Raw genomic sequence first — 23,954 nt, forward strand, 5'->3', positions numbered from 1 at the left:
CGCGGCAAGTGAGTGCGAAGTGGTCCCCATTGGCCACTTCGCACTCACCTCGTTCTACGGCTCAATACGTGGTCCACGGGGGCAGCGCCTCACGCGCCGCCAGCCATTGTTCCGGTATCCCGCGAATACCCTCCCGGGACCCGATCCCGGTGTGCGCGGCCACGATTCCGCCGACGATCGCCGCCGTGGTATCCGCGTCCCCACCGGCCTCGACACACGCGGTGATGGCGGCGGGATAGTCATCGATATACGACGCAGCCGCCCATAGCGTGAACGGCACCGTGTCCTGAGCGCTGACCCGCGCCCCATTGCCGAGCTCATAGGCCGCTTCGGCCACCGATCGGCCGAGCAGTTTCCGAGCTCGACGCACACCCAGCGCGGTCTGCCCATCGACCAGATACGGCTCGACCGCATCCAGCAACTCGCCTGGTGCACAACCTTTCCCGCGGGTCACCGCGGCACAAGCGGCCGCCACGGCAATTACCATGGCACCGACAATGGCTTCGGGATGCCGATGCGTCACCTCGGCCGAGAGCGCGGCCTGCGCCGCCGCCCGATCCGGATCTCCCGCGAAGTAAGCGCCGAGGGGCGCAACCCGCATGGCGGCTCCGTTACCCCACGACCCGCGCCCGCCGAATACGGCCCCCGCCGCCTCACTCCAGGGCCGCCCATCTCGAATCTGGTGCAGCACAACGACAGTGCCCGCACCGTATCCCCGATAGGGCTCGCACCGGTCGGCGAAGACGGCCGCAAGCTCATCCCGGTCGATATGGCCGCGCCGACGAATCTCCGAGTACACCGAACAAGCCATCTCGGTGTCATCGGTCCACTGCCAAGGCCCAACCGGCGGCCGCCCGGCAATAAGTTCAGCTACGGACCGGCCGGGCACGAAGAACTGCGCACCCAGCGCATCACCAACAGACAAGCCATCAAGGCTGTCCCGAACGGCATCTGGAATCAAAGTCATACGAGCCGCAATCATGCCGACCGTATCCCGTCGTGTCCACCGCAATGATGTCGTGAGCCACGCTGTCCGGCAGGAGCTAGCTTGTTCGCACGGATCCGTTCGGACCGATCATTTCGATCAGGAGTTTGGCGGATTGCTCCGCGCCATCGGTGCGGATTGTTTCGCCCACCGCGGTTGCGCGGGAGGTGGTTTCGGGGGTGAGAGCGATTTCGAGTGCGGCGGAGAGGGATTCGGCGGTGGGGGTGGGGCCGTCGTGACCCACGCCGATTCCGAGGGCGGTGATGCGGGCGGCCCAGTAGGGCTGGTCGGCCACCTGGGGGACTATGACCTGGGGCGTACCGGCTCGGGTGGCGGTGGTGGTGGTGCCCGCGCCACCGTGGTGGACGATGGCGGCCACGCGGGGGAAGAGAGCTTGCTGGTTGACTTCGCCGACGACGAAGCAGTCGGCCTGATCGTCGATGAGGGTGAGATCGGCCCATCCGCTATTGAGGAGCACGCGGCGGCCCCGGGCTCGGACCGCCTCGACGACGGCTTTATTGATCTCCGCTGGTTCGCGCAGGGGCATGCTGCCGAAGCCGACGTAGACGGGTGGGGCACCGGCGTTCAGGAATTCGTCGAGGTCGGCGGGCAGGGGACGATCGTCCTCGCGGATCCAGGCGGCGGTCTGCACCACCTGGAGGTCGGCGGGTTGCGGCCAGGGGCCCAGGATCGGGTCGGCGGCCAGGAAGGGATGGCGGGTCTGGTTGAGGTCGCGGATACGTTCGTTCGGAGGCAGGCCGATCGAGGCCCGATGCGCATTGATCGTCTCGGCGAACAGCGTGTCCAGATGCTTGGCGTTGTTGTCCCAGAGCGTCATGTTGTCCGCGTCCGGCGGGGGCTGGCCCGGCCAGCCGACCGGCGGTTGGTGCGGCGACGGCAGATAGCACGGACTGGTGGTCGCGAACAGGTAAGGGATGCCCAGCTTTTCGGCCGCAGCACGCGCACCGGCCACCGCTGGGAGGGAGCCGGTGGCCATGATCGCCTGAGCGTCCTCGGCCGCCGAGACGACCGTCTCATAGGCCATGGCGGTCAGTTCGGCCGCGATCCCGGGCAGCGTCTTCGGCGCTTTCCCGGAGGCCGAATCCTTGGCCAACGCGCGAATCGGCCACCCGAGCGGAGTCGAGGCGAGTCCGATGCTGTCCAGCATGTCCGCGAAGTCCGGCGGCGCACACACCCGCACCTCGACCCCGAGCGCCTGTAATTGCACCGCCAACCCGGTCATCGGCTCGAGATCCCCACGCGATCCATAACTCACCAGCACAACACGCATTCCACGACCTCCCACTTTTCGTACGGTTCAGCGACGAGGGGTGATTGTGCGGCATACCCGGGGCCTTGCGGCAAGCCCCCCACTACGTTATATGTTGAAGTGGGAGGAGAGTGAATGTCCTCCTCGCCAATCCGCTTCACCCACATTCCCCTCCTGACCGGGCGGCCCTTGCGCGTCTCCGCGTGGGTCTACGATGGGTCCGAACTCGGCACTCGCACAGCGACTCTCATTGAGGAGTTTCGTGGCCAGTCCTGCGGTCCCGTCGCAGTCCGCGGGCATCTCCGGTCGCGCACTCGCCGTTCTCGTCCCACTCGCCGTGGTTCTCGGTATCGCGACCGTGTTCGCACCGGGCAGGCTGGCCGCACTGGGGTCGGGTGGCGTCGATCAGGGGAATCTTCGCGACACCCTCCGCGGGGGGTTCATCGAATATTGGGGTGCGGGTCGGCGGGATTTCCCGCCACGCCTGGCGAGTGCGGTCGACTACTGGTTCCGATTCCACGTGGCCAAAGCCGTGATCGCCGCACTATTGCTGATCGTTCTGGTGGTGCTCGGAATTCTGTTGTGGAAGGCATTTCTCAGGGCAAGCGGCGTGCGAACCGGGTCCGTGCTCGCGTCATCCGGCGTGATCGTCACGCTGCTCGGGGTGCTCGCATTGCTCACTGTCATGGCGAATATCCAAGGGATGGTGACACCTTTTTCCTCGCTGATGCCGATGCTCAGGGATGGTGATTCCGACCCGGAACTCACCGCGACGCTCGATCAGGTCAGGCAGCGACTGGCCGAATCCACCCGGACCGATGACCCGCCCGCACTCGATGTGATGATCAGCGACTTCGCTCGATATCACGCGGTCATGGCCGTCATCGCGGCGACCGTGGCGGTGGTTCTCATCGCGGTGAGCGTGCTGCTCTGGAAGCATTTCAGGAGCGCATCCGACCGCCGGACCCGGCGCGTACTGGCTTGTTTCGGAATCCTTTCGGCGCTGGGCGCGCTCGCCTTGCTCATCGTCCTCGTGGGGAATATTTCCGTCGCCGCGGACGCGACCCCGGCTCTGAAGGCCTTCTTCGAAGGCGGCTGGTAACTCGTCAGTGGTGGTCGAGGATGGCGGCGATCTTGGTCATGGCCTGTTTCCAGCCTCGCTCCATGGCATTGCGGGCCATTTTCTGGCGGCGGTTCTCGATATCGAAACCGGTTTGGGTCAGCAGCAGCCGGGTGCCGCGGCCCTGCGGCTGAATGGTCCAGTCGACGACCCAGCGCGCCGGATACTTTGCCCGCAGATCCACCCAGGTGATGGTGAGCTGCTCCGCGGGGCGGGCGGTCAGCACCTCGCACGCGATCTCGCCGGTGGGCTCGGTGGGGACCGCGAGAATGAAATGCGTTCCGACGGACGGCGCGAATCCGACCGACCGCATGAGCCAGCGCGCATGTAGCTCCGGCTCGGTCAGTACCCGCCACACGTCCTCGGGCGGCTGCGGGAAGAAGCTCCCGATCTCCACTGCCGCGGGATTCAATTCCGAATCAGACATCATGGGCGCACCGCCTCGACGAATCCACTCATGCAACTACCATTCCATGACCGATCACTATGTGCCCATTCACTTCACGCGACGCGCCGGGATTGAACGGTATGGTCGGGAGTGCCGGTGGCTCGTGCCGCCGGTGCGGATTCGCGGATGAAGGACGCTGCCGATGACTGGAATCGTTTCGCCCCTCGAAGTCGATGAAATCCTGGTCGATGGGATCCGGTGTGCGGTGTATGACAGTGGTCCCGCCGATTCCGGTGAGGCCGTGGTTTTCGTACACGGTAATCCCGGGCCCATGGATGATTGGGCGGAATTGATCCCGGAGATCGCGGGTTTCGCGCGAGTGATCGCCATGGATATGCCCGGCTTCGGACGCTCCGAGCGGCCACGCTCGTTCGACCACAGCGTGATCGGGCATGCCCGCTTCCTCGGCCTGCTGCTCGATCAGCTCGGAGTCCAGCGCGCGCACCTGGTTCTGCATGATTTCGGCGGGCCGTGGGGATTGCGCTGGGCGCTGGACCATCTCGATCGACTGGCCAGTCTGAGCATGATCAATACCGGCGTCCTGGACGGCTACCGCTGGCACCGCTACGCCAGAATCTGGCAGACGCCGATCGTCGGTGAGCTGTTCCAGTTGGTGAGCACGCCGCGCGCCATGCAGATCGCGCTCAATCGCGACAATCCGAGGCTCATTCCGCGCGCCTACGTCGATCGCGTCGGCAGCTTCTCGGACTGGGGCCACAAGCGGGCCGTGCTGCGGCTCTACCGTAATGAGCGCGACCCGTCCGCCGCCTTCCCTGAGCTGGGTCGGGGCATTCCGTCGAATGCCCTGCCCACCTGCGTCATCTGGGGCGACGGCGACGCCTACATCCCGGTGCGTTTCGCCGACAAACAGCGAACCTTCTTCCCCGAAGCCGAGATTCACATCCTGAAGGGCCTCGGACATTGGCCATTCATCGACGACCCGCAGGCGGTGCTCACTCCCTTGGCCGCCTTCCTACGCAAGCGGGTCGGATCCGATCCGGCCTCAGTCGAGGACTGAGGCGGCCAGCCGCCGCACCCGCTCGAGATCGCGGACGATATCGATGCCCACGATGCGGTCGCCCGCCACGGTGAACGCCATGATCGAGAACGGTTGCCCCGCAACGGTGATCACCGCTCCGATGGAGCCATTGACGAGCACCGGCCGCAGATTGCCCCCACGCGGAGCGCGCGCCTGCATGGCCACGGACGCCGCGCCATAGACGACCTCCGTCCGATCCGCGCCGAAGTCGGTGCGCAGCACCACATCCGGATCGAGCACCCGGACCAGCCCGTCGAAGTCCCCCTCCCGCGCCGCCGCATAGAAGGCATGCACCACCCTGCGCTGACGCGTCAAATCCCGATCAGGCGAAGGCATCTCGGCCCCATTCACCCGCCGCCGCGCCCGGCTAGCCAACTGCCGCGCGGCAGCCGGAGTCCGCCCCACCATGTCCGCGATCTCCTGAAACGGCAACTCGAACATGTCATGCAAGACGAACGCCAACCGCTCCGCCGGAGTCAGCTGATCAAGCACCACGAGCAGCGCCAACCCCACCGAATCCGCCAGCAACGCCTCCTGCTCCGGATCAAGATCCCCATCCGGCACCACCACCAGATCCGGCACCTGCGCGGCGAACACATCCTCCCGCCGCTGCCGCCGAGACCGCAGCATATGCAAGCACTCCCGCGCGACCACGGTGGTCAACCACCCCCCGAGATTATCGATCCCCTCCGCATCGACCCGGTTCAACCGCAACCAAGCATCCTGCACCGCATCCTCGGCCTCGGCCACCGACCCGAGCATCCGATAAGCCACCGCCCCCAGCCGCCCCCGATGCTCCTCGAACCGCTCAGCCAGCCACTGACTCTCATCCATCACACCCATCCCATCACCAGAGTTCATTCCCATGAACCCTGGGGCGCGTCAGATGTGACATCGGCTCGATGATCAGCGAGTGACCCATGGGCCGCGTCACTTGCGACAGCTGGCTGATTGTTCATCGAGCCCGTGGCGTCCGACCTGGGCGCGCAGCGGAAGCGGTCTTCCCTCGCTTGCCCGATCGAGCGGACAGTTTCCGCGATTTTCCCATGGGCACGACGAACAGGACCGAAAGGAACGCGGCGCCCGAACCAACAATCGTCCAGATAACCGCCGTATCGTGATGGCCGTCCCGATCCCGCTGCTGCATCTCCTCGAAACCGAGTTGCTTGACGCCCGTGCCCCGAACATCGACGCGGCAGAGATCGCCCTGCGCCATGGTCCGTCCCTCGCAGACGGGGGCTTCGGTTCCACCCTGAGGATGCAGCACATGCGGCACATTGACGAACAAGATCCACGCTGCCGCGATCCCGAGAAAAAGGGCCCATACCCGGATCTCGATCAACCCGAGCATCTTTGTGGACGGTAGAACGGTCAGCAACTGTCTCCCCCTGCGTACTTGTGAATCAGGAAGACATTAACCAGTCCGAGCGGGATTCGCCGCTTCGGCCGCGGAGCTCTCGCGTGTGACGGCGGTGTTGGTCGGGTGGGTGTTCGCCGGGCCTTGGAAGGTTCGGCGGTAGGCGGAGGGGGTGGTGTCGAGGGCGCGCCAGAATTGGTCGCGCATGGTGACCGCGCTGCCGAAGCCGCAGCGGTCGGCTATGCGGTCGATGGTGTGGTCGGTGGTTTCGAGTAGGCGTTGGGCCAGGGCGATGCGCTGGGTGGCGATCCAGGCGGCGACGCTGGTGCCCACGGAGTTGCGGAAGACTCGGGTGAAGGTGCGGCGGCTCATATTGGCGTGGGTGGCCAGGCGGTCGACGGTGAGGTTTTCGTCGAGGTGTTCGATCGTCCATTGCAGGGTGGCGGCCAGGGGATCGCCGGAACCTGTTGCGGGTAAGGGGTGTTCGATGAATTGGGCTTGGCCGCCGTCGCGGTGGGGTGGGGCGACCAGGCGGCGGGCTACCCGATTGGCGATCTCCGCGCCGTGTTGGCTGCGCAGGAGATGCAGGCAGGTGTCGATGGCGGCGGTGGTGCCCGCGGAGGTGACGATGTTGCCGTCGTCCACGTAAAGACTCTCGCGGTCAAGGCGCACGTCGGGGAATCGGCGGGCGAAGACGTCGGCCCATTTCCAGTGGGTGGCGGCCGGGCGATCGGTCAGCAGGCCCGTGTCGGCGACCACGAACGCGCCCAGGCACAGGCCCACGATGCGGGCTCCGTTCTCGTGCGCGCCCTGGATAGCCCGCACGATCTCCGGCGGTGCGGGCCGCTCCGGATCCGGCCAGCTAGGCACGATCACCATGGATGCTCCGGCCAGCTCATCGAGCCCATGGCCGGTATCCACCACGAATCCGGCGGTGGTCGTGATCGGCCGCGCACCCGGCGTGCACACCCGGATCTCGCACGGCGGCAACTCCGCCGACGGCTGTTCCTCGCCGAACACCAGGCATGGAACCGACAGATGGAATGGGTTGATCTGGTCGAACCCGACCACGGCGATCACATCCACAACGGGTTCCCCTCTTCGTCTGGCCCAATTCCGTCGATTACCGGCACACGGGCCACTGTTTCCGAAGTGTAGCCAGCGGCAAGGTTGGGACCGAACCGGACGCCCGGTCCGCCGAACCGAAGGAATCACCATGACCTCCCCGAAGCGCGCACTCTTCGTCGTCGATGTGCAGAACGAGTACGTCACCGGCAATCTCCGCATTGCCCACCCGCCCGTCGAGCAGTCGCTGCCGCTGATCGCCCGCGCCATGGATACCGCTGCGGCAGAAGGAATTCCGATCATCGTCGTGCAGCACACCGCCCCCGCCGGTGCGCCGATCTTCGACCGCGGCACCGACGGCTGGGACCTGCACCCGATCGTCGCGCAACGCCACCACGACCACGCCGTGGAGAAGACCGTCCCGAGCGTCTTCGCCGAGAACGACCTCGAAACCTGGCTGCGCGAGCGCGATATCGACACCGTCACCGTGGTCGGCTACATGACGCACCACTGCAACAACGCGCTCATCACGCACGCCCATCACGCCGGATTCGCCACCGAGCACCTGATCGACGCCACCGGCACCATCGCACTGGCCAATGCGGCGGGCCAGGCTACCGCTGAGGAAACCCACCGCGTCATCAATGTGGTCATGCACTCCCAATTCGCTGCCGTCACCACCACCGAGGAGTGGATCGAGAACGTGGCCGCCGGGCAGCCGACCCAGATCGGCAACCTCTACGACTCCTACAACGCGGCGCTCGTCTAACCGAACCAGCGGCTCGCCCAAAGACTTTCAGGAGATATCTCGAATGAAATCCGTCGTCCGCACCCTTCTCATCGGCCTGTCCGCCGTGGCCGTCGCCGCCACGGTGACCGCCTGCAATTCCAGCAGTGCCGACACCGCAACCACCACCTCGCAGGCTCCCGCCAAGTACACGGGCATTTCCCTGCCCACCGCGAACCTCACCTGGCGCGAACTCCCCGACACCGGCGGCATCCGGGTCGCCGACGTCCGGGGCAGCATCACCGGCAGTGGCCCCTACGAAGCCTTCGTCAAATTCCCTGCGGGCAAAGACAATCCGATGCACATCCACACCAGCAACCTGCCCACCGTCGTCCTCGCGGGCACCTTCTACGCCGTGATCGACGGCAAACGTACCGAGTACCCGGCGGGCTCCTACTACGACCTCCCGGCCGACCTGCCCCATCTCAGCGGCTGCGAACCCGGCACCGAATGCCTGCTCTTCCAACATCAAACCGACCACTTCGACCTGGTTCCGACCGAAGGCAAGCGGTGAACCCCCGCTGAGCATCACCGCGCCCTCCCGGCTACATTGAGAGCGATCGTGTTGTTCGCTCTCAATGAGGAGGTCGGGATGGGTGCCGAGGTAGACGGAGCCATGCGACTGCGGGCCCTGCTGGCCGACGGCTGCACCCCGCAGCAGGCATGGGAGCTGTTCGACAGCCTTCCGGCGGTGCGAGTCGAGGAGATCATCACCGGCCGCTGGCGTGGCGCGGAAGTCGACACCGGACACCCGTGGAAGGGCGTGCTCGTCGAATCCGGCTGGTACGGAAAGCAGTTCGACGACGCCGACAGTGTGCAACCGCTGCTCTTCTCCGGCCCGGACGGCGACATCTTCCCCGTCGACCCCCGCCGGGTCCCGCTGTTCCTGGCCGGAAAGGTCCCGGTCTCCACGCTGCGCCCGGTCCGCCGTTCCCTCGGCGTGCTGCGCCCGCTGCTGCGGACCCGCACCCCGCGCGCCCGCCTGCGCAACCTGGAATTCCGCGGAAAGTCCAGCGCCGCAATGATCTACGACGACCTCCCCATTATCGACGTCTTCCGCCGCGTCGACGCCGACACCCTGCTCGGCGTCATGGACAAGCGCGGCCTGGCCGAGCCGTACTTCTTCACCCTGTTCCGCTAGCCCCGGCGGTTCGAACCGACCGTTCGGCCACCGGGTCCGGCCTACCATCGAAACAGACGGTGGTGTCGACCCGGGGGAGGACCCGATGGAACGTACGACCTGTCTGGTAGCCGGCGGTGGTCCGGCCGGAATGATGTTGGGCCTATTACTGGCTCGCGGCGGCGTCGAGGTCACCGTGCTGGAGAAACACGGTGACTTCCTGCGCGACTTCCGCGGCGACACCGTGCATCCCACCACCCTGGAACTCCTCGACGAGCTCGGCCTGCGGGACGAATTCGCGAAACTCCCGCACCGCCGGATCAATTCGATCCAGCTGCCCATCGGCGGCCGCATGGAAACCGTGGCCTCCTTCGCGGACCTGCCCGGCCGCTACAAGTACGTGGCCATGGTGCCGCAATGGGATCTGCTGGAAATGCTCGCCCGCGCCGCCGATCCCGAACCCGGCTTCCGCCTGCGCATGAACACCGAGGCCACCGACCTCATTCACGAACAAGGCCGCGTCGTCGGAGCCCGCTATCGAACCAAAGACGGTGAGACGGGCGAGATTCGAGCCGATCTCACGGTCGCCTGTGACGGCCGCACCTCGGCCCTGCGGGCTTCGGCCGGACTCGGTTCCCGCCGCTGGGCCACGCCGTTCGATGTGTGGTGGTTCCGCATCCCGCGCAATGACACCGACCCGGCGGGCATCGTCCCCGTACTGAGTGCCAGTCGAGTCGTCATCATGCTCGACCGAGGCGATTACTGGCAGTGCGCCACCCTCATCGCCAAGGGCAGCGACCCGGCTCAACGACAGTCGCAACCGGTCGACGTCATCATGCGAAGCCTCAATGACGTCGTGCCCTGGTTCGCCGATCGCCTCGACGCCGTCCATAGCTGGGACGACGTGAAGCTCCTCGACGTGAAGCTGGACCGCCTCGACCGCTGGTACACCGACGGCCTGCTCTGCATAGGCGATGCCGCCCACGCCATGTCCCCGGTCGGCGCCGTCGGCATCAACCTGGCCGTACAGGACGCGGTGGCCGCCGCGCGAATACTCACCCCGAAACTCTTGTCCCACAGCGTGACCCGGTCCGATCTGGCCCGCGTCCAGCGCCGCCGCACCCCACCCACGGTGGTCACCCAGACCGTGCAGCGAATAGCGCACGCACAGGCGATCGCCCCCGCGGTATCCGGCGAGCTCAACCTCTCCAATGCTCGACGCACCCCACGGACCCTGCGCGTATTCCGCCGCATCCCGCTCATCCGCAGCCTGCCCCCATTCCTGCTCGCCCGAGGCATCCTCCCCGAACACGCGCCGGACTTCGCCCGCCGACCCTGATCGCCTGCGCGGGTCGTGTGGTCTCGCCGGGCAGCGGAACCTGCGATCAGCCGCGGCGTATCACCCGGCGCGCAAGGGATTTCGCAGGGCGTCCGGACCCCTCGTCACCAGACGCCCTGCGGCCGGAATTGAATGCTGATGCGCGGACCCACGGGTCGGCGGGTTTTCGGGATGGCATGCTCCCAGGTGCGCTGGCAGGACCCGCCCATCACGATGAGATCGCCGTGCCCCAGCGCGTAACGCAGGCTCGCGCCGCCACCGCGCGGACGAAGTAGTAGCGCACGAGGCGCACCGACCGACACGATGGCGACCATGGTGTCGTCGGTCGCGCCGCGCCCGACAGTGTCTCCGTGCCAGGCGACACTGTCATTCCCATCGCGGTAATAACAGAGCCCGGCCGTAACGAACGGTTCCCCGAGCTCGTCACGGTACTTCTCGCTCAAGGCATTTCGCGCCTCGACCAGTATCGAATCGGGCAACTCCTGCCCTTCCTTGTAAGAGCACAGCAGCCGCGGCACATCCACCACCCGGTCATACATGGGCCGCCGATCCACCCGCCAAGGCACCTCCGCGGCAAGCTGCTCGAACAACATGTCGGCACCGCTGAGCCACCCGGGCAGCACATCCACCCAAGCCCCGGCGCTCAGCTCGGTGCGCTGGATCCCCTTCAGCGCACCGAGTCCGACCTCCCCGAACCCATCGAGCAGCGATCCCTGCAACGGTGTCGACATGCCGCCGAATCTATCATGAATCGAACACATGTTCCCATGGATTCGATTCCAGCGCGTCAAGACAGGACCCGTGCGGCCACCAGGGTCTCGAAGGTGTAGGGCCGAAGGCCATCGGTACGGCCGGCGAAGTACCGCTGCTGGAGGTCTGCACGTGCGGGATGGTCCACGACCTTCAGCCCGCACCGGCTGATCAGCCTCTCGATCTCCGATACCGGCCAGCCAGGTTGAAGAGGCTCGCCGACGGAAGCCGCGATCGGCGTGTAGATACGGGCGAATTCCGTCCCCACGTCGTCGAGCGCACAGTCCTCGGCCCGGTAGGAGAACACCACCTCAGACCCGGGAGCAGCCGCCGCGATCGTGCGCAACCCCGACTCGATCGCCTGTGCCGTCAGATAGGGCGCGACGCCCGTCCAGCAGAACATCGCCGGCTGCGCCCAGTCGAACCCGGCCGTGCCCAGCGCATCCTGAACCGGTCCGGCCTCGAAATCAGTCGGCACGAATACCTGCGAGTCGCTGAGCGGCAGGCCGAGCTCCCTGACCCGATCGAGCTTCCAGGCCTGGGAGGCAGGATGATCAACCTCGAACACCTTCAGCGAGCCGAGCAGATCCGGCCGCCGCCACGCGAACGAGTCGAGTCCCGCACCGAGAATCACGTACTGCGTGAAGGCGCCGGCAGCCAGCCGGTCCTCGGCGTACCGGCTGCGGGTGCAGACAAACGTGCGGGATTCGCGACGGACCGGGTCGGGGAACATCGGATCGAACTGGTCTCGCAACTGCTGCCATACCGGGCCGACAAGCACCAGGGCCAGCACATCGTCCAGTACCCACGGCGACGCGTTCTCCAGGCGAAACAATCCACGCGACACGGCCGCGAACATCGCCGTCCTGCTCGGTGCGCTTTCCATGAATTCCCCCTCGCCAAGCCAGAACCCAGCATGCCGACCACGCTCGCCCACTCTGTGCACTTCACAGGATGCGCCGGAAGCGCCCTGACGGCCACAGCCAGATCGCCTGGCCGCCACCACAAGTGTTGCGATGACCGCCTGAGCCCGCAGGCAATATCGGATGTTCTGCGGGGCAGTCGATCTCGCCTTGCCGAAAAATTAACCGAAGACATACGGGTGAGTGTTTGGGAGTATGTCGTGGGCGGTCTTGCGGATCGACACAATCGCGGGGGCGTCGAAGCGGCAGTGCCAGCCGCGGAAAGAGATTCGTGCACCGCCACGGGGAAGCAGTCAGGTTGATATGAGCGAAGAGCCGACCACCATCGAACTCGACGACGCCGTCCTTACCGGACCGCCCAAGACCCTGGCCGGTGGCCTGGTCAAAGCCGTGCGGCCACGTCAGTGGGTGAAGAACGTCCTGGTGCTGGCCGCACCGCTGGCCGCGGGCACAATTCCGGGTACCGACACCTTCGTCCTCTCCGACCTCACCCGCGACCTGCATATCGGTATCGCTTTCGTGGCGTTCTGCCTGGCGGCGTCGGGCATCTATCTGGTCAACGACTCGCTCGACGTGGAGGCAGACCGAGCACATCCGACCAAACGCTTCCGGCCGATCGCCGCCGGTGTCGTGCCGGTGAATCTGGCGTACGCACTGTCGGCGGTGCTACTGGGCGCTTCGATCCTGATCTCCTTCGTGGCCGCGTGGCAGCTGGCAGCGGTGATGGCGGTGTACATCGGTATCCAGCTCGCCTACTGCTTCGGACTCAAGCATCAAGCGGTGCTCGACGTATGTCTCGTGTCGTCGGGCTTCCTACTGCGCGCGATCGCCGGTGGTGCGGCAGCGAACATTCATCTGTCGCAATGGTTCCTGTTGATCGCGGCCTTCGGCTCGCTTTTCATGGCTGCGGGCAAGCGCTACGCCGAGTTGAGGATCGCGCTCGACACCGGCGCGAAGATTCGCAAGTCGCTGCAGTACTACACGCCCACCTATCTGCGTTTCGTCTGGACCTTGTCCGGCACCGCGGTCGTGGTCTTCTACGGGCTGTGGGCGTTCGAAGCTGATCACAAGGACAACCCGTGGTTCGCGATCTCGATGATTCCCTTCACGATCGGCATCCTGCGTTACGCGGTCGACATCGATGGCGGCGAGGCCGGCGAACCCGAAGAGATCGTGTTGGGCGACCGCACTCTGCAGCTATTAGGCGTGGCATGTCTCGCAGCAGTCGGTGTGGCTGTCTATCTCACCTGAGCGAGGACTGGCGGATGAAAGTTGGTGCGACGCCGACGTCGCGTCCGCGCTCATCAGCAATCACTTCGCGATGCTCACCTCACCCACGTGGGAGATGCAGCGGCCCGAGTCCGCCCACGCCCTTCGAGGCACCGGACAAACCCTGCAGTGGCTGGCCACCGACATCGCCGACGACGCGGGCGCTTGGCTCGTCGAACGGCGGCCCGACGGGGCGACATGGCAGCGCGGAAACCGACAAGCCGATGTGACGGTGAGCGGCCCGGCACGATCGCTGCTGCTGATCCTGACCCGCCGACTCCCGCTCACTGAACCCACCGACATCAGCGTCGACGGCGACTCCGGCCTCGCTCAGCACTGGCTCGACGACACCGCCCACGTCAGCGGCTGACCGGCTAGCCAGCCGTGGCATAAACCCGTGCCTCGAGGCCAGATCCTGCCGAGATCTGGACTCGAGACACGGGGTTGTCAGACCTCGATCACGGAGTGGCGGACTCCAGCGCCTGGACCGGATCCGGCTCGGACACCTTCGTCTTGCGGTCGGGCCGCATGGTGATCGCGAGCACCGCCGCACCGGACAGCGCGATCAGCATGGTCCAGACCGTGCCGACATGCATGGCGTGAATGAACGCGTCATCCGCGGCACGCGCCAGATCTGGGCGATTGATCGCGGCCGCGGCATGCCGGGCCAGTTCCGCAGAGGTTCGCATCCGATCCTGGACCGAGTCCGGCAGACCCTGCACCGGCCCGTCGATCCCGCGCCGGTACGCGATCGACATGATGGTGCCGCCCACCGCGATTCCGATGACACTGCCGGTCTGCCGCACAGTATTGGTGACCGCAGACCCGGCCCCGGCCCGCTCCAGCGGCAGGGTGCCCATGAGTGTCGCGGTCACCGGACCGATCACCAGCCCGATCGCGAGACCCTGTACCGACATGACGATTTCGATCCAGGGCAGGGGAGTGTCCACCCCGAAGAAGCCGAACGTGCCCATAGCGAGCCCGGCCACGGCCAGCGCGGGTGCGGACACCACCCGCAGAGATGACTTGCGCACCAGGCGAATCCCGAGCGGCCCGCCGATCATCGCGCCGATCGCCCCCGGAGAACTGGCCAGCCCGGCCTCCAGCGGCGAAAAGCCGCGCGAGCCTTGCAGATAGAACGCCCCATAGAATCCGACCGCCGTGATGGCGAAGAACAGCAGCCCGAGCGCCAGATTGCCACCGCCGAACACCCGCTGTGCGAGCAGTCGGGGATCGAAACTCGGCTGCCTGCTGCGCAATTCGACGAGTACGAAGGCGGCGAGCAGCACCAGTCCCGCGGCGATGGGAGCCCAGACGTCCGTGCGAGTCCAGGCCGCCACCTGCCCGGCCCGAATGAGCCCATAAGCCAGCGCGGCGAGCCCACTGATCGACAACACCAACCCGGCCGGATCCAGCGGTCGCGGCACAGGGCTCCGGAAATTCGGTATCAGCGTGGCGATTCCGGCCAGCGCCAGCACCACGATCGGAACATTCACGAGAAACACCGAGCCCCACCAGAAATGGTCGAGCAGCACACCGGCCAGCAGCGGTCCGGCGGCAATGCCGACCCCGGCGGATGCCGAGACGATGCCGATGGCGGTCGCCCGTGCGGGCCCGCTGAACGTCCAGGTGAGTATTGCCATGGTGGCGGGCATGATGAGCGCGCTGCCCGCGCCCATCACCGCGCGAGCCGCGATCAATTGGCTTGCGTCGCTTGCGTATGCGGCCCAGATCGAGGATCCGGCGAATATCGCCATGCCGGTCGCGAGCACGGTCCGGTGTCCGAACCGGTCGCCCAATGCACCGGCGGTGAACATGAGGGTGGCGAACACCAATGTGTATGAGCCGGTTGCCCATTGGAGCTGTGAGGGATTTGCGCCGAGCCCGCGCACCGGGTCGGCGAGGGTCTCGAAGGTGGTGCTGAGGATGGTGTTATCCAGCCAGATCAGCACGGAGGACAGGAGAAGGACGGCAAGAATCAACTGCTGCCTGGATTTCGGCAGCGTCGGAGGCGTGGTCATGAAAGCCTTCGCTACGATTGGTAGGAACCTGACGATCAGAGTGTGCGTGATTGTCAGGAACCTGTCAATCTCTGAGGAAGGCTGGGTCTTGGGCTCCTACCGTGAAAGCGATGGCTCGCTGACCTTCATGGTCCGTACGGTCTGGCTCAATATGCGCGCCGCGATCGGCGAGGAACTCAAGGCTTTCGGCCTCTCCACCTCGCAATACGCCACCCTGATGATGACCGAATCGCATCCCGGCCTCTCGATCGCCGATATCGCCCGCAATGTCGCCAGCACCCGCCAGGCCGCCAATGAAATGATCGGCGGACTCGAACAGCAGGGCCTCATCGAACGCCGCCCCCACCCCACCGACCGCCGCACCCACCAAATCCACGTCACCGATTCCGGCCGCACCCGCCTGGCCGAGGCCCGCATCGCCGTGGCCCGCCGCGAGACCGAACTCGAATCCCGATTCACCCCCGAACAGCGCGGGGCGATCCGCGACTGGCTCGAAGGAATCTCCGACGCCTGCCACTGACCGCCCCGCCCCTCACCCCCGGGCTATGTGATGCTCTGGCTCTCCACCGGTTCGTGCTGCCTCGCGAACTCGAGCAGGCGCGGCACGACCGTGTCGGGGATCGCGTACGGCAGACCATGCGAGACACCGGGATAGATCTCGACCTCGGCATTCGGAATGGTCCGCAGCGCCCGCTGCGTCGCCCGCTGCGGGTCGTACAGCACGGTCGCGCCACCGCACATCACCAGCGTCGGTGCCGAAATCTTTTGTAGCTCAGCATCATCGAGCACCTTCGGCCATGGGAGTCGCATCCGGTACCCGAGCGCCGCACTAGCCATCTCGGAAGCCAGCACCGAGAACGGTGCGTCGGGTGTGCACCACTCGACGAACTTCCGCATCCGCTCGGGCGTCGGGCTCATTCCGACCGCGATCATCCGGAACAGCACGCGCGCACGAACTTTGACCAGCATGCCCGGCTCCATCAGGCTCAGGCTCGCCAGGCGCGAACTGTGTACGCCCAGTATTCCGGCCAGCCATCCGCCGTGTGAGAACCCGATCAGATGAATCTTGTCGACACCGAGCCCGGTCAGCACCTCGTCCAGCCAACGGGCGAGTGTGGCACCGTCCTCGATCGGGGCGGTCTGCACGCTCAGTCCCGGTGTCCCGATGACGTCCGGCATGTACACGGTCCGGTCCCGGGCGAGATCCTCGATCAGCGGATACCAGGCCAGGCTATTGCCCTGGAATCCGGGGATCAGGACCAGCGGCGCTCCGCCACCCGATCCGGATTTCCGCACATACGTTGTGCCGAAGGAGGTTTCGATCTCGAGGTCGGTCGAGGGAATCGGCCATTCCGTTTCGGCTGCCCGATACGCCTTCATGTAGGTTGCCTGCGCGGCGTCGCTCTTCCACTGTCCGATCTTGCCGACCTTCGCCATGGCTTTCCCCTCCTTCAGCCGACGCTGCCGAGCTGGGCGGAATCGTGCTGTCGAATGAACTTCTGAATGCGCGGAACGATTCGCTCGGGGATCTGGTCGAGGATCGCGTGTCCCATGCCGGGATACACCTCGGTTTCGATGGCGGGCATGTGCTGCGCCGCGCGCCGAGCGGCCTCGGCGGGATCCCTGGACACCACGCTGTCGCCGCCGACGATGACGAGGGTCGGGGTGGTAATGGATTGCAGCTCAGCGTCTTTGAGAAGCCGGGCCCAGCCGATTCGCATGTTGAAGGTCGAGAGTGCGGCCTTCCCCAGGGCGAATTCCTCCGGTGTCGCGGTGAAACCGGGTGTCATCCACGCCGCCAGTGCGCGTATGTTCTCGTCGGTCTGCTTGCGCATGCCGAAGCGGACCATCTTGAACAGCGTGCTCCACAGCGGCTTGTTGAAGACGCCGCCCGGCTCGATGAGCGTCAGGCTCGCGAGGTGTCGCGAGTCATGCAACGCGGCGGCGATGCCGTGCCACGCACCGTGTGAATACCCCACGAGGTGAACCTGATCGAGCTCGAGCGCGGTGAGCACCTCGTCAAGCCAGATCGCGAAATCGGCTTCCTTCATCGGCGAGGTCTGCACGCTGAGTCCCGCCGCGCCAACCATTTCCGGCATATAGACGACCCGGTCCCGGGTCAATTCCTCGACGATGAAGTCCCAGTACAGGCTGTTGCCGCCGAACGAGTGGAGCAGAACGAGCGGTGTCCCGGTACCGGAACCACTGCGCCGGACATGTGTCGAACCGAAGGATGTCTTGATATCGACGGTCGTCGCCGGGATCGGCCACTGCGCTTCCAGTGCCTCATAGGCCCGCATGTAGGCCGCCCGCGCCGCGTCGTTCTTGAATCCACTGATCTTGGCCATCTCAGCCTCCCCTTTTCCGCATCAACCTCATCGTTGATGATATGAACGTACCATAACGGTGATATGGGCGTACCATCAAGCACTTCCACCGTCCACCATCCAGGAGAGCCACCACATGCCGCGCTTGGTCGATCACGAGCAGCGTCGCCGCGAGATCACCACGGCCGCCCGCCGCGTCATCGCCCACGGTGGCCTCGACGCCGCCACCTTCCAAACAGTCGCCGCCGAAGCCGGTATGTCGGTGCGCCTCATCCAGTACTACTTCGGCACCAAACGAGAGTTCCTCGTCGCCACCTTCCTCGCCGTGGTCGCCGAGGCGGGACAGCGATTCGAGGGCCCGCTCGCGGCCATGGGCGCGAATCCCACACCCCGGGAAGTCATTCGCACGATCCTGACCGCCGTCCTACCCCTGGACCCGCAGCGTCACGAGGACGCCCTGGTCCTGGCCGCCTTCCACGCCGCCGCCCTCACCGGGGGAGTCGTAGGCCCAGAAGACACCATAGGCCCGGCCCGCTACCTCTTCCCGATCTTCGCCCAGCAACTACGAATCCACCGCAGCCTCGAATCATCCACCCCGGCAGAAGAATTGGACGCCCAACTACTCGTGCTAGGCGGCTCCGGAATAACCCAGGTCGTCCTGACCGGCAACAACACCCCCGACCAAGCCCTCGAACTACTCGACCGCCTACTCGACCGATTCCTCTCCGTCTAGCTCGCCGACTTCGGCGTTGCCCGGCGGGCGTACGTCGCTTCAGGAGTCACGGTGATCACGTCGAGTTGCTGAACCAGCGTCCCCGGTACCTCCCCGCCCTCGAAGTGCTCAGGCCCGGGGACTATGACCGCCTCAGCATCCAAACGAGTCGCTTGTGCCTTGAGTCGAGCCAGCGGTGGCCGCCCGAAGCGGGGGTCGTACACGACCATATCGGCGAAGTCATAGCCGAGACGTGCAGCAACCCTCCGGATTTGGGTTTGGTCCCAAAGCTGAGCCAGCTTGGACACGTCCGTACGGAGATAGCCGACGGCGGTTGGCTTGTACTTCACCACTGCCCCTCTGTCTGTGTGGCCGTCGATTACACCGCGCCCGGGAAACTCCAGGTAGAACCCCGCGTGATCCTCTGCCTCGTCCCCGTACGACTGGAGTTCGAACAACCCACCAGAAAACTCGAATATGCGTGTACGCGGCCGGGTTTCGGCCGCTGGTTGCTTACCGGTCACGGCTGCCCCCTATGTCGGTGGTACGGCGGACCGGGGCCGGGACGACTGCGGCGGTCTTGGATGCTTGACCTAACGGTATGGAGCAGGAATGGGCTTAGATACCGCGCCGCTGGGACGTAGCGGGACGTATGATCCAACGACTAACGTCCCCCAACGTCCCGCAGGGAAGGGTGCGCCGAGCAATGCCCAATGAGCGTCTCCGCGCTACGTTGCTCGACAGTGATTACGACGAGCGTTCGTTAGCGGCTGAACTGGGCCTGGACCCCAAGAGCATCCAGCGCTGGATCACGCGGGAGGTAACACCCCGGCGTAGCACAGCACTCCGCGCGGCAAAGGTTCTCGGCGTCTCGTCGTTGTGGCTGTGGCCGAATCTCGAGACAGACCGGCGAGCCGCTTCGCAGGCTGAAATCGTGACGCTCTACCCGCATCGCTCGGAAGTTCCCCGCCACCTCTGGCTGGATCTTCTCGCAACGGCAAAGAAACGCGTGTGGCTCTACGCTAACGCGAGCCTATTTCTGCCGGAGGATAACCCGGAATCAATAGATATTATCCAACGGAAAGTGGCCAGCGGCACGGATATCCGTATCCTTATGGCTGATCCTGATAGCGAACTGTGCATCAGGCGTGGCGTTGAGGAACGACTCTTCGATGCAATACCGTCGCGCGTTCGAATGGCGTTGTCCTACTACGCGCCGCTGGTCGGGATCTCTGGGATTGACTTCCGGTTGCAGCAGGAGACGCTGTACAACTCGATATTCGTCTATGACGACGACATGTTGATCAATCAGCATGTCTATGGAATGTACGGCTACATGGCCCCGATCCTTCATCTGCGAAGAATGGAGGGAGGAGATTTCTTCGATATGTATGTCCGTAGCTTCAATCGAGTATGGGAGATCTCTTCGCAGATCGAGGAGTCGAACTTCTGGAAGCAGCGCGCTACGTCAATTGGTCGACAGTCGTAAAGCAGCGTCCTACTTGTGGAAATCCGTGATGGCTGCCACCACGGCCTCGGTGTCGCGGAGGTCTGGCAAGACTACGTCCGCGCCTGCGGCCTGTAGTTTTTCCACGCTCTCGGAGCCGGATGCAACCGCTATCACGAATGCGCCGCCGTTCCTACCGGCCTGAACATCTCGCGATGTATCTCCGACTAAAACGGTATTCGATTTATCGAACGTGGTACCGGTTTTTGTCGTTGCTCGGCGTTGCGCATAGGCGACCAGGTTATCGCGTACCGGGTCATCGGAGCCGTATCCGCCGACTTCGAAGTCTATGAAACGTTCGAGTCCGAATGCTGACAGCTTTGTGACGGCATTCGGCTTGATGTTTCCGGTCAGGACAGATTGAATAATTCCCGGTGTCGATTGAAGTGCCGTCAGTGCTCCGCGTGCGCCGGGTAACTCGTGACCTCGTTCGCGCATGGTTTCAATTCTGGACGATGTGGCAGAATCCAGCACCTTCAACGCGCGCGCTATATGGTCTGGCGTCGGCTCTATTCCATGCTCCAGTAACATGTTTCGGATTATCTCAGGCTCGGTGCGCCCGTCGGTCCGGGCGCGATGTTCTGCACGTTGACCAGTCAACAACTCGAACGCCAATCCGTATATCTCTTTATTCACTCCATAATTTTCAATCAACGTATGATCAATATCCCAGAGCACAAGAAGATCACCCATGGGAAGCACGCTCGTCGGGATCGGGCTCGTCCAGGTCGGTGTCGACGCCTTGGCGGTCGGCCCATTCGAGGAGCTCGTCGATTCGGAATACCGCTTGGTCGATGTCCGCGTGGAGGTCGCCGAGGTCGGCAAACCGGGCGGGCACGGTTTTCATGGTGAAGTCGCGGGGATCGACGTCCGGGACCTCGTCCCACCGAATCGGGGTGGAGACAGTGGCTTCCGGGACGCCGCGTACCGAATATGCGGCGGCGATGGTGTGGTCGCGGGCGTTTTGGTTGTAGTCGACGAACAGGAGTTTCGGGTCGCGGTCCTTGCGCCACCAGGTGGTGGTTACGTCGTCGGGGGCGCGCCGTTCGACTTCCTTCGCGAAAGCGAGTGCGGCGCGGCGGACTTCGGTGAAGGCCCACTCGGGGGCGATTCGGACGTAGACGTGTAATCCGTTGCCGCCGGAGGTTTTTGGCCAGCCGGTGGCGCCGAGATCGTCCAGGACTTCCTGGACGACTCCAGCGACCCGCTGCACTCGGGACCAGGGGCAGTCCGGCATCGGGTCCAGGTCGATTCGCCATTCGTCCGGTTGTTCGGTGTCGGCGCGGCGGGAGTTCCAGGGGTGGAATTCGACGGTGGACATCTGGACGGCCCAGATGACGTCGGCCAGTTTCTCGACGCAGAGTTCGTCGGCGGTGCGGTTGTAGCGCGGGAAATGTAGGCGCACCGTGGGAATCCAGTCCGGCGCACCGCCGGGGAGGCGCTTCTGATGCACCTTGTCGCCCGCGAGACCCTTGGGGAATCGGTGCAGCATGCACGGGCGGTCGCGCAGCGCATTGACGATCCCGTCCCCGACGCTGAGGTAGTACTGCGCCAGGTCGAGCTTGGTCGCACCGGTCGCGGGGAAGTACACGCGGTCCGGATTGGATATGCGGACGGTATGGTCGCCGACCGGTAATTCGATGGCGGGCGACCCGGACTTACTGGCCACCCGTCCGACGATAGTGCCCGGCGGCCGCTACCGCGCGAGATGGCGTGAGATCAGCGCGTCGACCGCACCCGGCCGACGCGACATCGGTCAGTTGCCGCCGACCTGTGCCCGCACGAAATCGACCACCGCATCGGTGAATTCGTCATTGGCGTCACTGGCGGCGGTGTGGGCGGCGGTGCCGATCTCGGCGTAGTCGGCGTGCGGGACCAGGGCACGGAAGGTGGCCACGCCCTCCGCGCTCACGACGTCGGACAATGCGCCGCGCACGAGCAGTACCGGAATGGCGAGTTGACGTGCGGCTTCCTCGAGGATCGTGCTGTGCATATCGATATCCTCGCCGCGATCTTCGCCGGGGCGGGCGATCATGGCCGGATCCCAATGCCAATACCAGCGCCCGTCTTCCCGCTGCCGCAGATTGCGTTGCAGTCCTTCGGTATTACGCGGCCGCCGACGGTGTGGAAGGTAGGCCGAGACGGCGTCGGCGGCCTCGTCGAGGGTGGCGAAGCCGTCGAGGTTGCTGCCCAAGAAGTTCACCACCCGTTGCACACCGGCGAGTTCGGGCCGCGGCACCACATCGACGAGCACCAGCCCGGTGATCCGCTCATGTTGCGGATGCACGGTGGCGAGCAGACCGGTGAGCCCGCCCATGCTGGCTCCGACCACGAAGGCGGGCTTGCCCAGTTGTTCGAGGACCTTCATGAGGTCCTCGACCATGGCCCCGCGCTGGTAGTTGCCGTCGGGAGCCCAGTCGCTGTCGCCGTGTCCACGGGCATCGAGCAGGACCGCGTGCATCCCGGCCTTGGCCAGCGCGAGCCCCGAGTCCTTCCACGAGTGGCGGGTCTGTCCACCGCCGTGCAGGAAGACCACCAGCGGTCCGTCCTGGGGTCCCCAGCTGTCTCCGGCGAGGGTGATGTCGCCGTCGCCGCGGAAGGTCATGCGGGCTGGCTCGGTGAAGTCGGCTTCGTTGCTCACTCCCCGAGCATCGCACAACTCGGTTTACGGTGTATGAAGACCGGCCGCCAGGTGGGATAGCGCGGCATCGGTGGGCGAGAATTCCAGCGTCCGAATCGGATGGGGGATCACGATGCCCTCCTCCCGGAAACGCTTGTGCAGACATTTGATGAACTCGCTGACCAGCAGGTATTGATCCTCGTACTGCCGGGTCCGCAGGATCACCCGGAACTCGACCCCGGATTCGCCGAAGGTGTGGAACCGAATCTTGGGTTCGGCGCTCGCGAAGCCCACATCGAGCTCCTTCATCACCCGCCGCGCGACATCCAGGCTTACCGCCTCCACATGGTCGAGGTCGCTGGTGTAGCTCGCGCTCACATCCACCGTGACCGCCATGTCCTGATCCGGCCGATGGAAGTTGGTCAGGATGGCATCGGCGAACTTGCGATTCGGCACGATGATGTAGTTGCCCGGAATGTCCTGGATCGTGGTGGTCCGCCAGTTCACATCGCTGATCCACCCCGTCTCACCACTGTCGAGCCGGATGAAGTCGCCGGGCTGCACGGTCTTCGAGGCCAGAATGTGCACGCCCGAGAAGAGATTGGCGAGTGTGCCTTCCAACGCGAGAGCGATGGCCAGCGCGCCGATACCCAGCGCGCCCAGCAGGGGAGTGATCTGCACGCCCGCGCTGTCCAGGGTGATCAGCACGCCGAGCACGAAAACAACGACCCGGGTGACGGTCGAGAAGAGACTCACCGACCCGGATATGCCGGAGATCCTGCGCGTGACCGTGGTGACCACCTCGGCGGCGAGTCGGGCCACCGCATAGGTGATCGCCAGCATCAGCGCGGCCTCGAGCATCCGATGGACGGTCTCCGCGGAAACCGGCAGCCCGGTCGGCAGCGAGAGTGCGATCATCAACCCCGCCAGCGATGCCACCGGAACGGCGAGATCTCGCGCCAGGCCGAAGCCCATGCGATGCACCGCCCGGGTGCGCGCCGGGGTCTTCTCGGCAATGCGGTCGATGAGCCGCCGGGTCCCGACTCCGGCCAGCGGACCCGCGACCGCGAAGGCGCAGGCAATGCCGATGACCAGCCAATGATTCATCGTGTGAGATTCCTCCCAGCATCCGGTGATGACGGCGGACCTCGAGCAAACCAATCGGTCCGAATCATAGCCATGCAATAGCTGATAACCATGCCCGGTTCGAGTGATTCGTTATTGTGAATGTGCAGGTGCCGGGCTCGAGCGGGGCGATCCTCCCGAAAAGCGAGGTTCTCGATCACGCTGCGAGA

27 protein-coding genes are annotated in these 23,954 nt (G+C 65.1%); 11 read left to right on the forward strand and 16 right to left on the reverse strand.

Annotated elements, in window-relative coordinates; translation table 11 throughout:
* Positions 1-61 precede the first annotated feature (61 nt).
* Positions 62-925: an ADP-ribosylglycohydrolase family protein gene (locus tag AB0N05_RS10385; protein WP_364690425.1), complete on the reverse strand. Its 864-nt coding sequence runs from the start codon at positions 923-925 to the stop codon at positions 62-64.
* Between the two features lie 118 nt (positions 926-1,043).
* Positions 1,044-2,276 (reverse strand): glycosyltransferase, encoded by a 1,233-nt coding sequence (locus tag AB0N05_RS10390; RefSeq protein ID WP_364690428.1) that lies wholly within the window; start codon positions 2,274-2,276, stop codon positions 1,044-1,046.
* 241 nt (positions 2,277-2,517) lie between these two features.
* On the opposite strand from AB0N05_RS10390, the gene AB0N05_RS10395 reads away from it, so the two are divergent.
* Positions 2,518-3,357: a hypothetical protein gene (locus tag AB0N05_RS10395; protein ID WP_364690431.1), complete on the forward strand. Its 840-nt coding sequence runs from the start codon at positions 2,518-2,520 to the stop codon at positions 3,355-3,357.
* Between the two features lie 4 nt (positions 3,358-3,361).
* Here the strand turns inward: AB0N05_RS10395 and AB0N05_RS10400 are convergent, their stop codons facing one another.
* Positions 3,362-3,805, reverse strand: a complete 444-nt coding sequence (locus AB0N05_RS10400) for an SRPBCC domain-containing protein (protein WP_364690434.1) — start codon at positions 3,803-3,805, stop codon at positions 3,362-3,364.
* A 160-nt stretch (positions 3,806-3,965) separates the two neighbouring features.
* Here AB0N05_RS10400 and AB0N05_RS10405 point away from each other — a divergent pair, with 160 nt between their 5' ends.
* Positions 3,966-4,841 (forward strand): alpha/beta fold hydrolase, encoded by an 876-nt coding sequence (locus AB0N05_RS10405; protein ID WP_364690437.1) that lies wholly within the window; start codon positions 3,966-3,968, stop codon positions 4,839-4,841.
* On the opposite strand, the gene AB0N05_RS10410 is transcribed toward AB0N05_RS10405, so the two are convergent.
* From AB0N05_RS10410 to AB0N05_RS10420, 3 genes are all read right to left on the reverse strand, one after another.
* Positions 4,827-5,696, reverse strand: a complete 870-nt coding sequence (locus AB0N05_RS10410; RefSeq protein WP_364690440.1) for a sigma-70 family RNA polymerase sigma factor — start codon at positions 5,694-5,696, stop codon at positions 4,827-4,829. The two genes, AB0N05_RS10405 and AB0N05_RS10410, sit on opposite strands and share 15 nt — an antisense overlap.
* 121 nt (positions 5,697-5,817) lie before the next feature.
* The gene (locus AB0N05_RS10415) at positions 5,818-6,213 is read right to left on the reverse strand and encodes a hypothetical protein (RefSeq protein ID WP_364690443.1); all 396 of its coding nucleotides are present in this window, start codon (positions 6,211-6,213) and stop codon (positions 5,818-5,820) included.
* Positions 6,214-6,276: 63 nt separating this feature from the next.
* A complete protein-coding gene (locus AB0N05_RS10420) occupies positions 6,277-7,305 on the reverse strand; it encodes a helix-turn-helix domain-containing protein (RefSeq protein WP_364690446.1) in 1,029 nt (342 codons plus the stop codon).
* A gap of 130 nt (positions 7,306-7,435) precedes the next feature.
* Here AB0N05_RS10420 and AB0N05_RS10425 point away from each other — a divergent pair, with 130 nt between their 5' ends.
* From AB0N05_RS10425 to AB0N05_RS10440, 4 genes are all read left to right on the forward strand, one after another.
* Positions 7,436-8,053 carry a cysteine hydrolase family protein gene (locus AB0N05_RS10425; RefSeq protein ID WP_364690449.1) on the forward strand — a complete coding sequence of 206 codons (618 nt, stop codon included), beginning with the start codon at positions 7,436-7,438 and terminating at the stop codon, positions 8,051-8,053.
* 43 nt (positions 8,054-8,096) lie between these two features.
* Complete coding sequence (locus AB0N05_RS10430) at positions 8,097-8,585, forward strand: hypothetical protein (protein ID WP_364690452.1); 489 nt, start codon at positions 8,097-8,099, stop codon at positions 8,583-8,585.
* 102 nt (positions 8,586-8,687) lie between these two features.
* Positions 8,688-9,212 carry a DUF4334 domain-containing protein gene (locus AB0N05_RS10435; protein WP_364692268.1) on the forward strand — a complete coding sequence of 175 codons (525 nt, stop codon included), beginning with the start codon at positions 8,688-8,690 and terminating at the stop codon, positions 9,210-9,212.
* A gap of 85 nt (positions 9,213-9,297) precedes the next feature.
* The gene (locus tag AB0N05_RS10440) at positions 9,298-10,530 is read left to right on the forward strand and encodes an FAD-dependent oxidoreductase (RefSeq protein ID WP_364690454.1); all 1,233 of its coding nucleotides are present in this window, start codon (positions 9,298-9,300) and stop codon (positions 10,528-10,530) included.
* 104 nt (positions 10,531-10,634) lie between these two features.
* On the opposite strand, the gene AB0N05_RS10445 is transcribed toward AB0N05_RS10440, so the two are convergent.
* On the reverse strand, positions 10,635-11,261 hold the full coding sequence (locus AB0N05_RS10445; RefSeq protein ID WP_364690457.1) for an alpha-ketoglutarate-dependent dioxygenase AlkB: 627 nt from the start codon (positions 11,259-11,261) through the stop codon (positions 10,635-10,637).
* A 56-nt stretch (positions 11,262-11,317) separates the two neighbouring features.
* Complete coding sequence (locus AB0N05_RS10450; RefSeq protein ID WP_364690460.1) at positions 11,318-12,166, reverse strand: class I SAM-dependent methyltransferase; 849 nt, start codon at positions 12,164-12,166, stop codon at positions 11,318-11,320.
* A 340-nt stretch (positions 12,167-12,506) separates the two neighbouring features.
* Here AB0N05_RS10450 and AB0N05_RS10455 point away from each other — a divergent pair, with 340 nt between their 5' ends.
* Complete coding sequence (locus AB0N05_RS10455) at positions 12,507-13,454, forward strand: decaprenyl-phosphate phosphoribosyltransferase (RefSeq protein ID WP_364690463.1); 948 nt, start codon at positions 12,507-12,509, stop codon at positions 13,452-13,454.
* Between the two features lie 70 nt (positions 13,455-13,524).
* The gene (locus tag AB0N05_RS10460; protein ID WP_364690466.1) at positions 13,525-13,842 is read left to right on the forward strand and encodes an SCP2 sterol-binding domain-containing protein; all 318 of its coding nucleotides are present in this window, start codon (positions 13,525-13,527) and stop codon (positions 13,840-13,842) included.
* 88 nt (positions 13,843-13,930) lie between these two features.
* Here the strand turns inward: AB0N05_RS10460 and AB0N05_RS10465 are convergent, their stop codons facing one another.
* The gene (locus tag AB0N05_RS10465; protein WP_364690469.1) at positions 13,931-15,493 is read right to left on the reverse strand and encodes an MFS transporter; all 1,563 of its coding nucleotides are present in this window, start codon (positions 15,491-15,493) and stop codon (positions 13,931-13,933) included.
* 88 nt (positions 15,494-15,581) lie between these two features.
* On the opposite strand from AB0N05_RS10465, the gene AB0N05_RS10470 reads away from it, so the two are divergent.
* Entirely contained in the window at positions 15,582-16,013 is a 432-nt protein-coding gene (locus AB0N05_RS10470; RefSeq protein ID WP_364690472.1) for a MarR family transcriptional regulator, read from the forward strand.
* 23 nt (positions 16,014-16,036) lie between these two features.
* On the opposite strand, the gene AB0N05_RS10475 is transcribed toward AB0N05_RS10470, so the two are convergent.
* Together AB0N05_RS10475 and AB0N05_RS10480 are read right to left on the reverse strand one after the other, a co-directional pair.
* Positions 16,037-16,930: an alpha/beta hydrolase gene (locus tag AB0N05_RS10475; protein ID WP_364690474.1), complete on the reverse strand. Its 894-nt coding sequence runs from the start codon at positions 16,928-16,930 to the stop codon at positions 16,037-16,039.
* A gap of 14 nt (positions 16,931-16,944) precedes the next feature.
* A complete protein-coding gene (locus AB0N05_RS10480) occupies positions 16,945-17,841 on the reverse strand; it encodes an alpha/beta hydrolase (RefSeq protein ID WP_364690476.1) in 897 nt (298 codons plus the stop codon).
* A 115-nt stretch (positions 17,842-17,956) separates the two neighbouring features.
* Between AB0N05_RS10480 and AB0N05_RS10485 the strand changes: the two genes are divergently transcribed.
* The gene (locus AB0N05_RS10485) at positions 17,957-18,553 is read left to right on the forward strand and encodes a TetR family transcriptional regulator (RefSeq protein ID WP_364690480.1); all 597 of its coding nucleotides are present in this window, start codon (positions 17,957-17,959) and stop codon (positions 18,551-18,553) included.
* Here the strand turns inward: AB0N05_RS10485 and AB0N05_RS10490 are convergent.
* Positions 18,550-18,882 (reverse strand): hypothetical protein, encoded by a 333-nt coding sequence (locus AB0N05_RS10490; RefSeq protein WP_364690483.1) that lies wholly within the window; start codon positions 18,880-18,882, stop codon positions 18,550-18,552. The two genes, AB0N05_RS10485 and AB0N05_RS10490, sit on opposite strands and share 4 nt — an antisense overlap.
* A gap of 356 nt (positions 18,883-19,238) precedes the next feature.
* Between AB0N05_RS10490 and AB0N05_RS10495 the strand changes: the two genes are divergently transcribed.
* Entirely contained in the window at positions 19,239-20,021 is a 783-nt protein-coding gene (locus AB0N05_RS10495) for a helix-turn-helix transcriptional regulator (protein WP_364690486.1), read from the forward strand.
* 9 nt (positions 20,022-20,030) lie between these two features.
* On the opposite strand, the gene AB0N05_RS10500 is transcribed toward AB0N05_RS10495, so the two are convergent.
* From AB0N05_RS10500 to AB0N05_RS10515, 4 genes are all read right to left on the reverse strand, one after another.
* Positions 20,031-20,732 (reverse strand): haloacid dehalogenase-like hydrolase, encoded by a 702-nt coding sequence (locus AB0N05_RS10500; RefSeq protein ID WP_364690489.1) that lies wholly within the window; start codon positions 20,730-20,732, stop codon positions 20,031-20,033.
* On the reverse strand, positions 20,725-21,708 hold the full coding sequence (gene ligD, locus AB0N05_RS10505) for a non-homologous end-joining DNA ligase (protein ID WP_364690491.1): 984 nt from the start codon (positions 21,706-21,708) through the stop codon (positions 20,725-20,727). Before ligD ends, AB0N05_RS10500 begins: the two co-directional genes overlap by 8 nt.
* Before the next feature lie 87 nt (positions 21,709-21,795).
* Complete coding sequence (locus AB0N05_RS10510; RefSeq protein WP_364690494.1) at positions 21,796-22,680, reverse strand: alpha/beta hydrolase; 885 nt, start codon at positions 22,678-22,680, stop codon at positions 21,796-21,798.
* 24 nt (positions 22,681-22,704) lie between these two features.
* Positions 22,705-23,766, reverse strand: coding sequence for a mechanosensitive ion channel family protein (locus AB0N05_RS10515; RefSeq protein WP_364690497.1), 1,062 nt, complete (start codon positions 23,764-23,766; stop codon positions 22,705-22,707).
* Positions 23,767-23,954: the final 188 nt, after the last annotated feature.

It is taken from the genome of Nocardia sp. NPDC051030, from assembly GCF_040683015.1.
GTDB lineage: Bacteria > Actinomycetota > Actinomycetes > Mycobacteriales > Mycobacteriaceae > Nocardia.

Excerpts from the sequence above, each read along its gene's own strand:
- AB0N05_RS10390 (WP_364690428.1), bottom strand. The coding sequence starts at position 2,276 with ATGCGTGTTGTGCTGGTGAGTTATGGATCGCGTGGGGATCTCGAGCCG.
- AB0N05_RS10400 (WP_364690434.1), bottom strand. The coding sequence starts at position 3,805 with ATGATGTCTGATTCGGAATTGAATCCCGCGGCAGTGGAGATCGGGAGC.
- AB0N05_RS10405 (WP_364690437.1), top strand. The coding sequence starts at position 3,966 with ATGACTGGAATCGTTTCGCCCCTCGAAGTCGATGAAATCCTGGTCGAT.
- AB0N05_RS10410 (WP_364690440.1), bottom strand. The coding sequence starts at position 5,696 with ATGGATGAGAGTCAGTGGCTGGCTGAGCGGTTCGAGGAGCATCGGGGG.
- AB0N05_RS10415 (WP_364690443.1), bottom strand. The coding sequence starts at position 6,213 with ATGCTCGGGTTGATCGAGATCCGGGTATGGGCCCTTTTTCTCGGGATC.
- AB0N05_RS10425 (WP_364690449.1), top strand. The coding sequence starts at position 7,436 with ATGACCTCCCCGAAGCGCGCACTCTTCGTCGTCGATGTGCAGAACGAG.
- AB0N05_RS10430 (WP_364690452.1), top strand. The coding sequence starts at position 8,097 with ATGAAATCCGTCGTCCGCACCCTTCTCATCGGCCTGTCCGCCGTGGCC.
- AB0N05_RS10435 (WP_364692268.1), top strand. The coding sequence starts at position 8,688 with ATGCGACTGCGGGCCCTGCTGGCCGACGGCTGCACCCCGCAGCAGGCA.
- AB0N05_RS10440 (WP_364690454.1), top strand. The coding sequence starts at position 9,298 with ATGGAACGTACGACCTGTCTGGTAGCCGGCGGTGGTCCGGCCGGAATG.
- AB0N05_RS10445 (WP_364690457.1), bottom strand. The coding sequence starts at position 11,261 with ATGTCGACACCGTTGCAGGGATCGCTGCTCGATGGGTTCGGGGAGGTC.
- AB0N05_RS10450 (WP_364690460.1), bottom strand. The coding sequence starts at position 12,166 with ATGGAAAGCGCACCGAGCAGGACGGCGATGTTCGCGGCCGTGTCGCGT.
- AB0N05_RS10455 (WP_364690463.1), top strand. The coding sequence starts at position 12,507 with ATGAGCGAAGAGCCGACCACCATCGAACTCGACGACGCCGTCCTTACC.
- AB0N05_RS10460 (WP_364690466.1), top strand. The coding sequence starts at position 13,525 with ATGCTCACCTCACCCACGTGGGAGATGCAGCGGCCCGAGTCCGCCCAC.
- AB0N05_RS10465 (WP_364690469.1), bottom strand. The coding sequence starts at position 15,493 with ATGACCACGCCTCCGACGCTGCCGAAATCCAGGCAGCAGTTGATTCTT.
- AB0N05_RS10475 (WP_364690474.1), bottom strand. The coding sequence starts at position 16,930 with ATGGCGAAGGTCGGCAAGATCGGACAGTGGAAGAGCGACGCCGCGCAG.
- AB0N05_RS10480 (WP_364690476.1), bottom strand. The coding sequence starts at position 17,841 with ATGGCCAAGATCAGTGGATTCAAGAACGACGCGGCGCGGGCGGCCTAC.
- AB0N05_RS10485 (WP_364690480.1), top strand. The coding sequence starts at position 17,957 with ATGCCGCGCTTGGTCGATCACGAGCAGCGTCGCCGCGAGATCACCACG.
- AB0N05_RS10495 (WP_364690486.1), top strand. The coding sequence starts at position 19,239 with ATGCCCAATGAGCGTCTCCGCGCTACGTTGCTCGACAGTGATTACGAC.
- AB0N05_RS10500 (WP_364690489.1), bottom strand. The coding sequence starts at position 20,732 with ATGGGTGATCTTCTTGTGCTCTGGGATATTGATCATACGTTGATTGAA.
- AB0N05_RS10515 (WP_364690497.1), bottom strand. The coding sequence starts at position 23,766 with ATGAATCATTGGCTGGTCATCGGCATTGCCTGCGCCTTCGCGGTCGCG.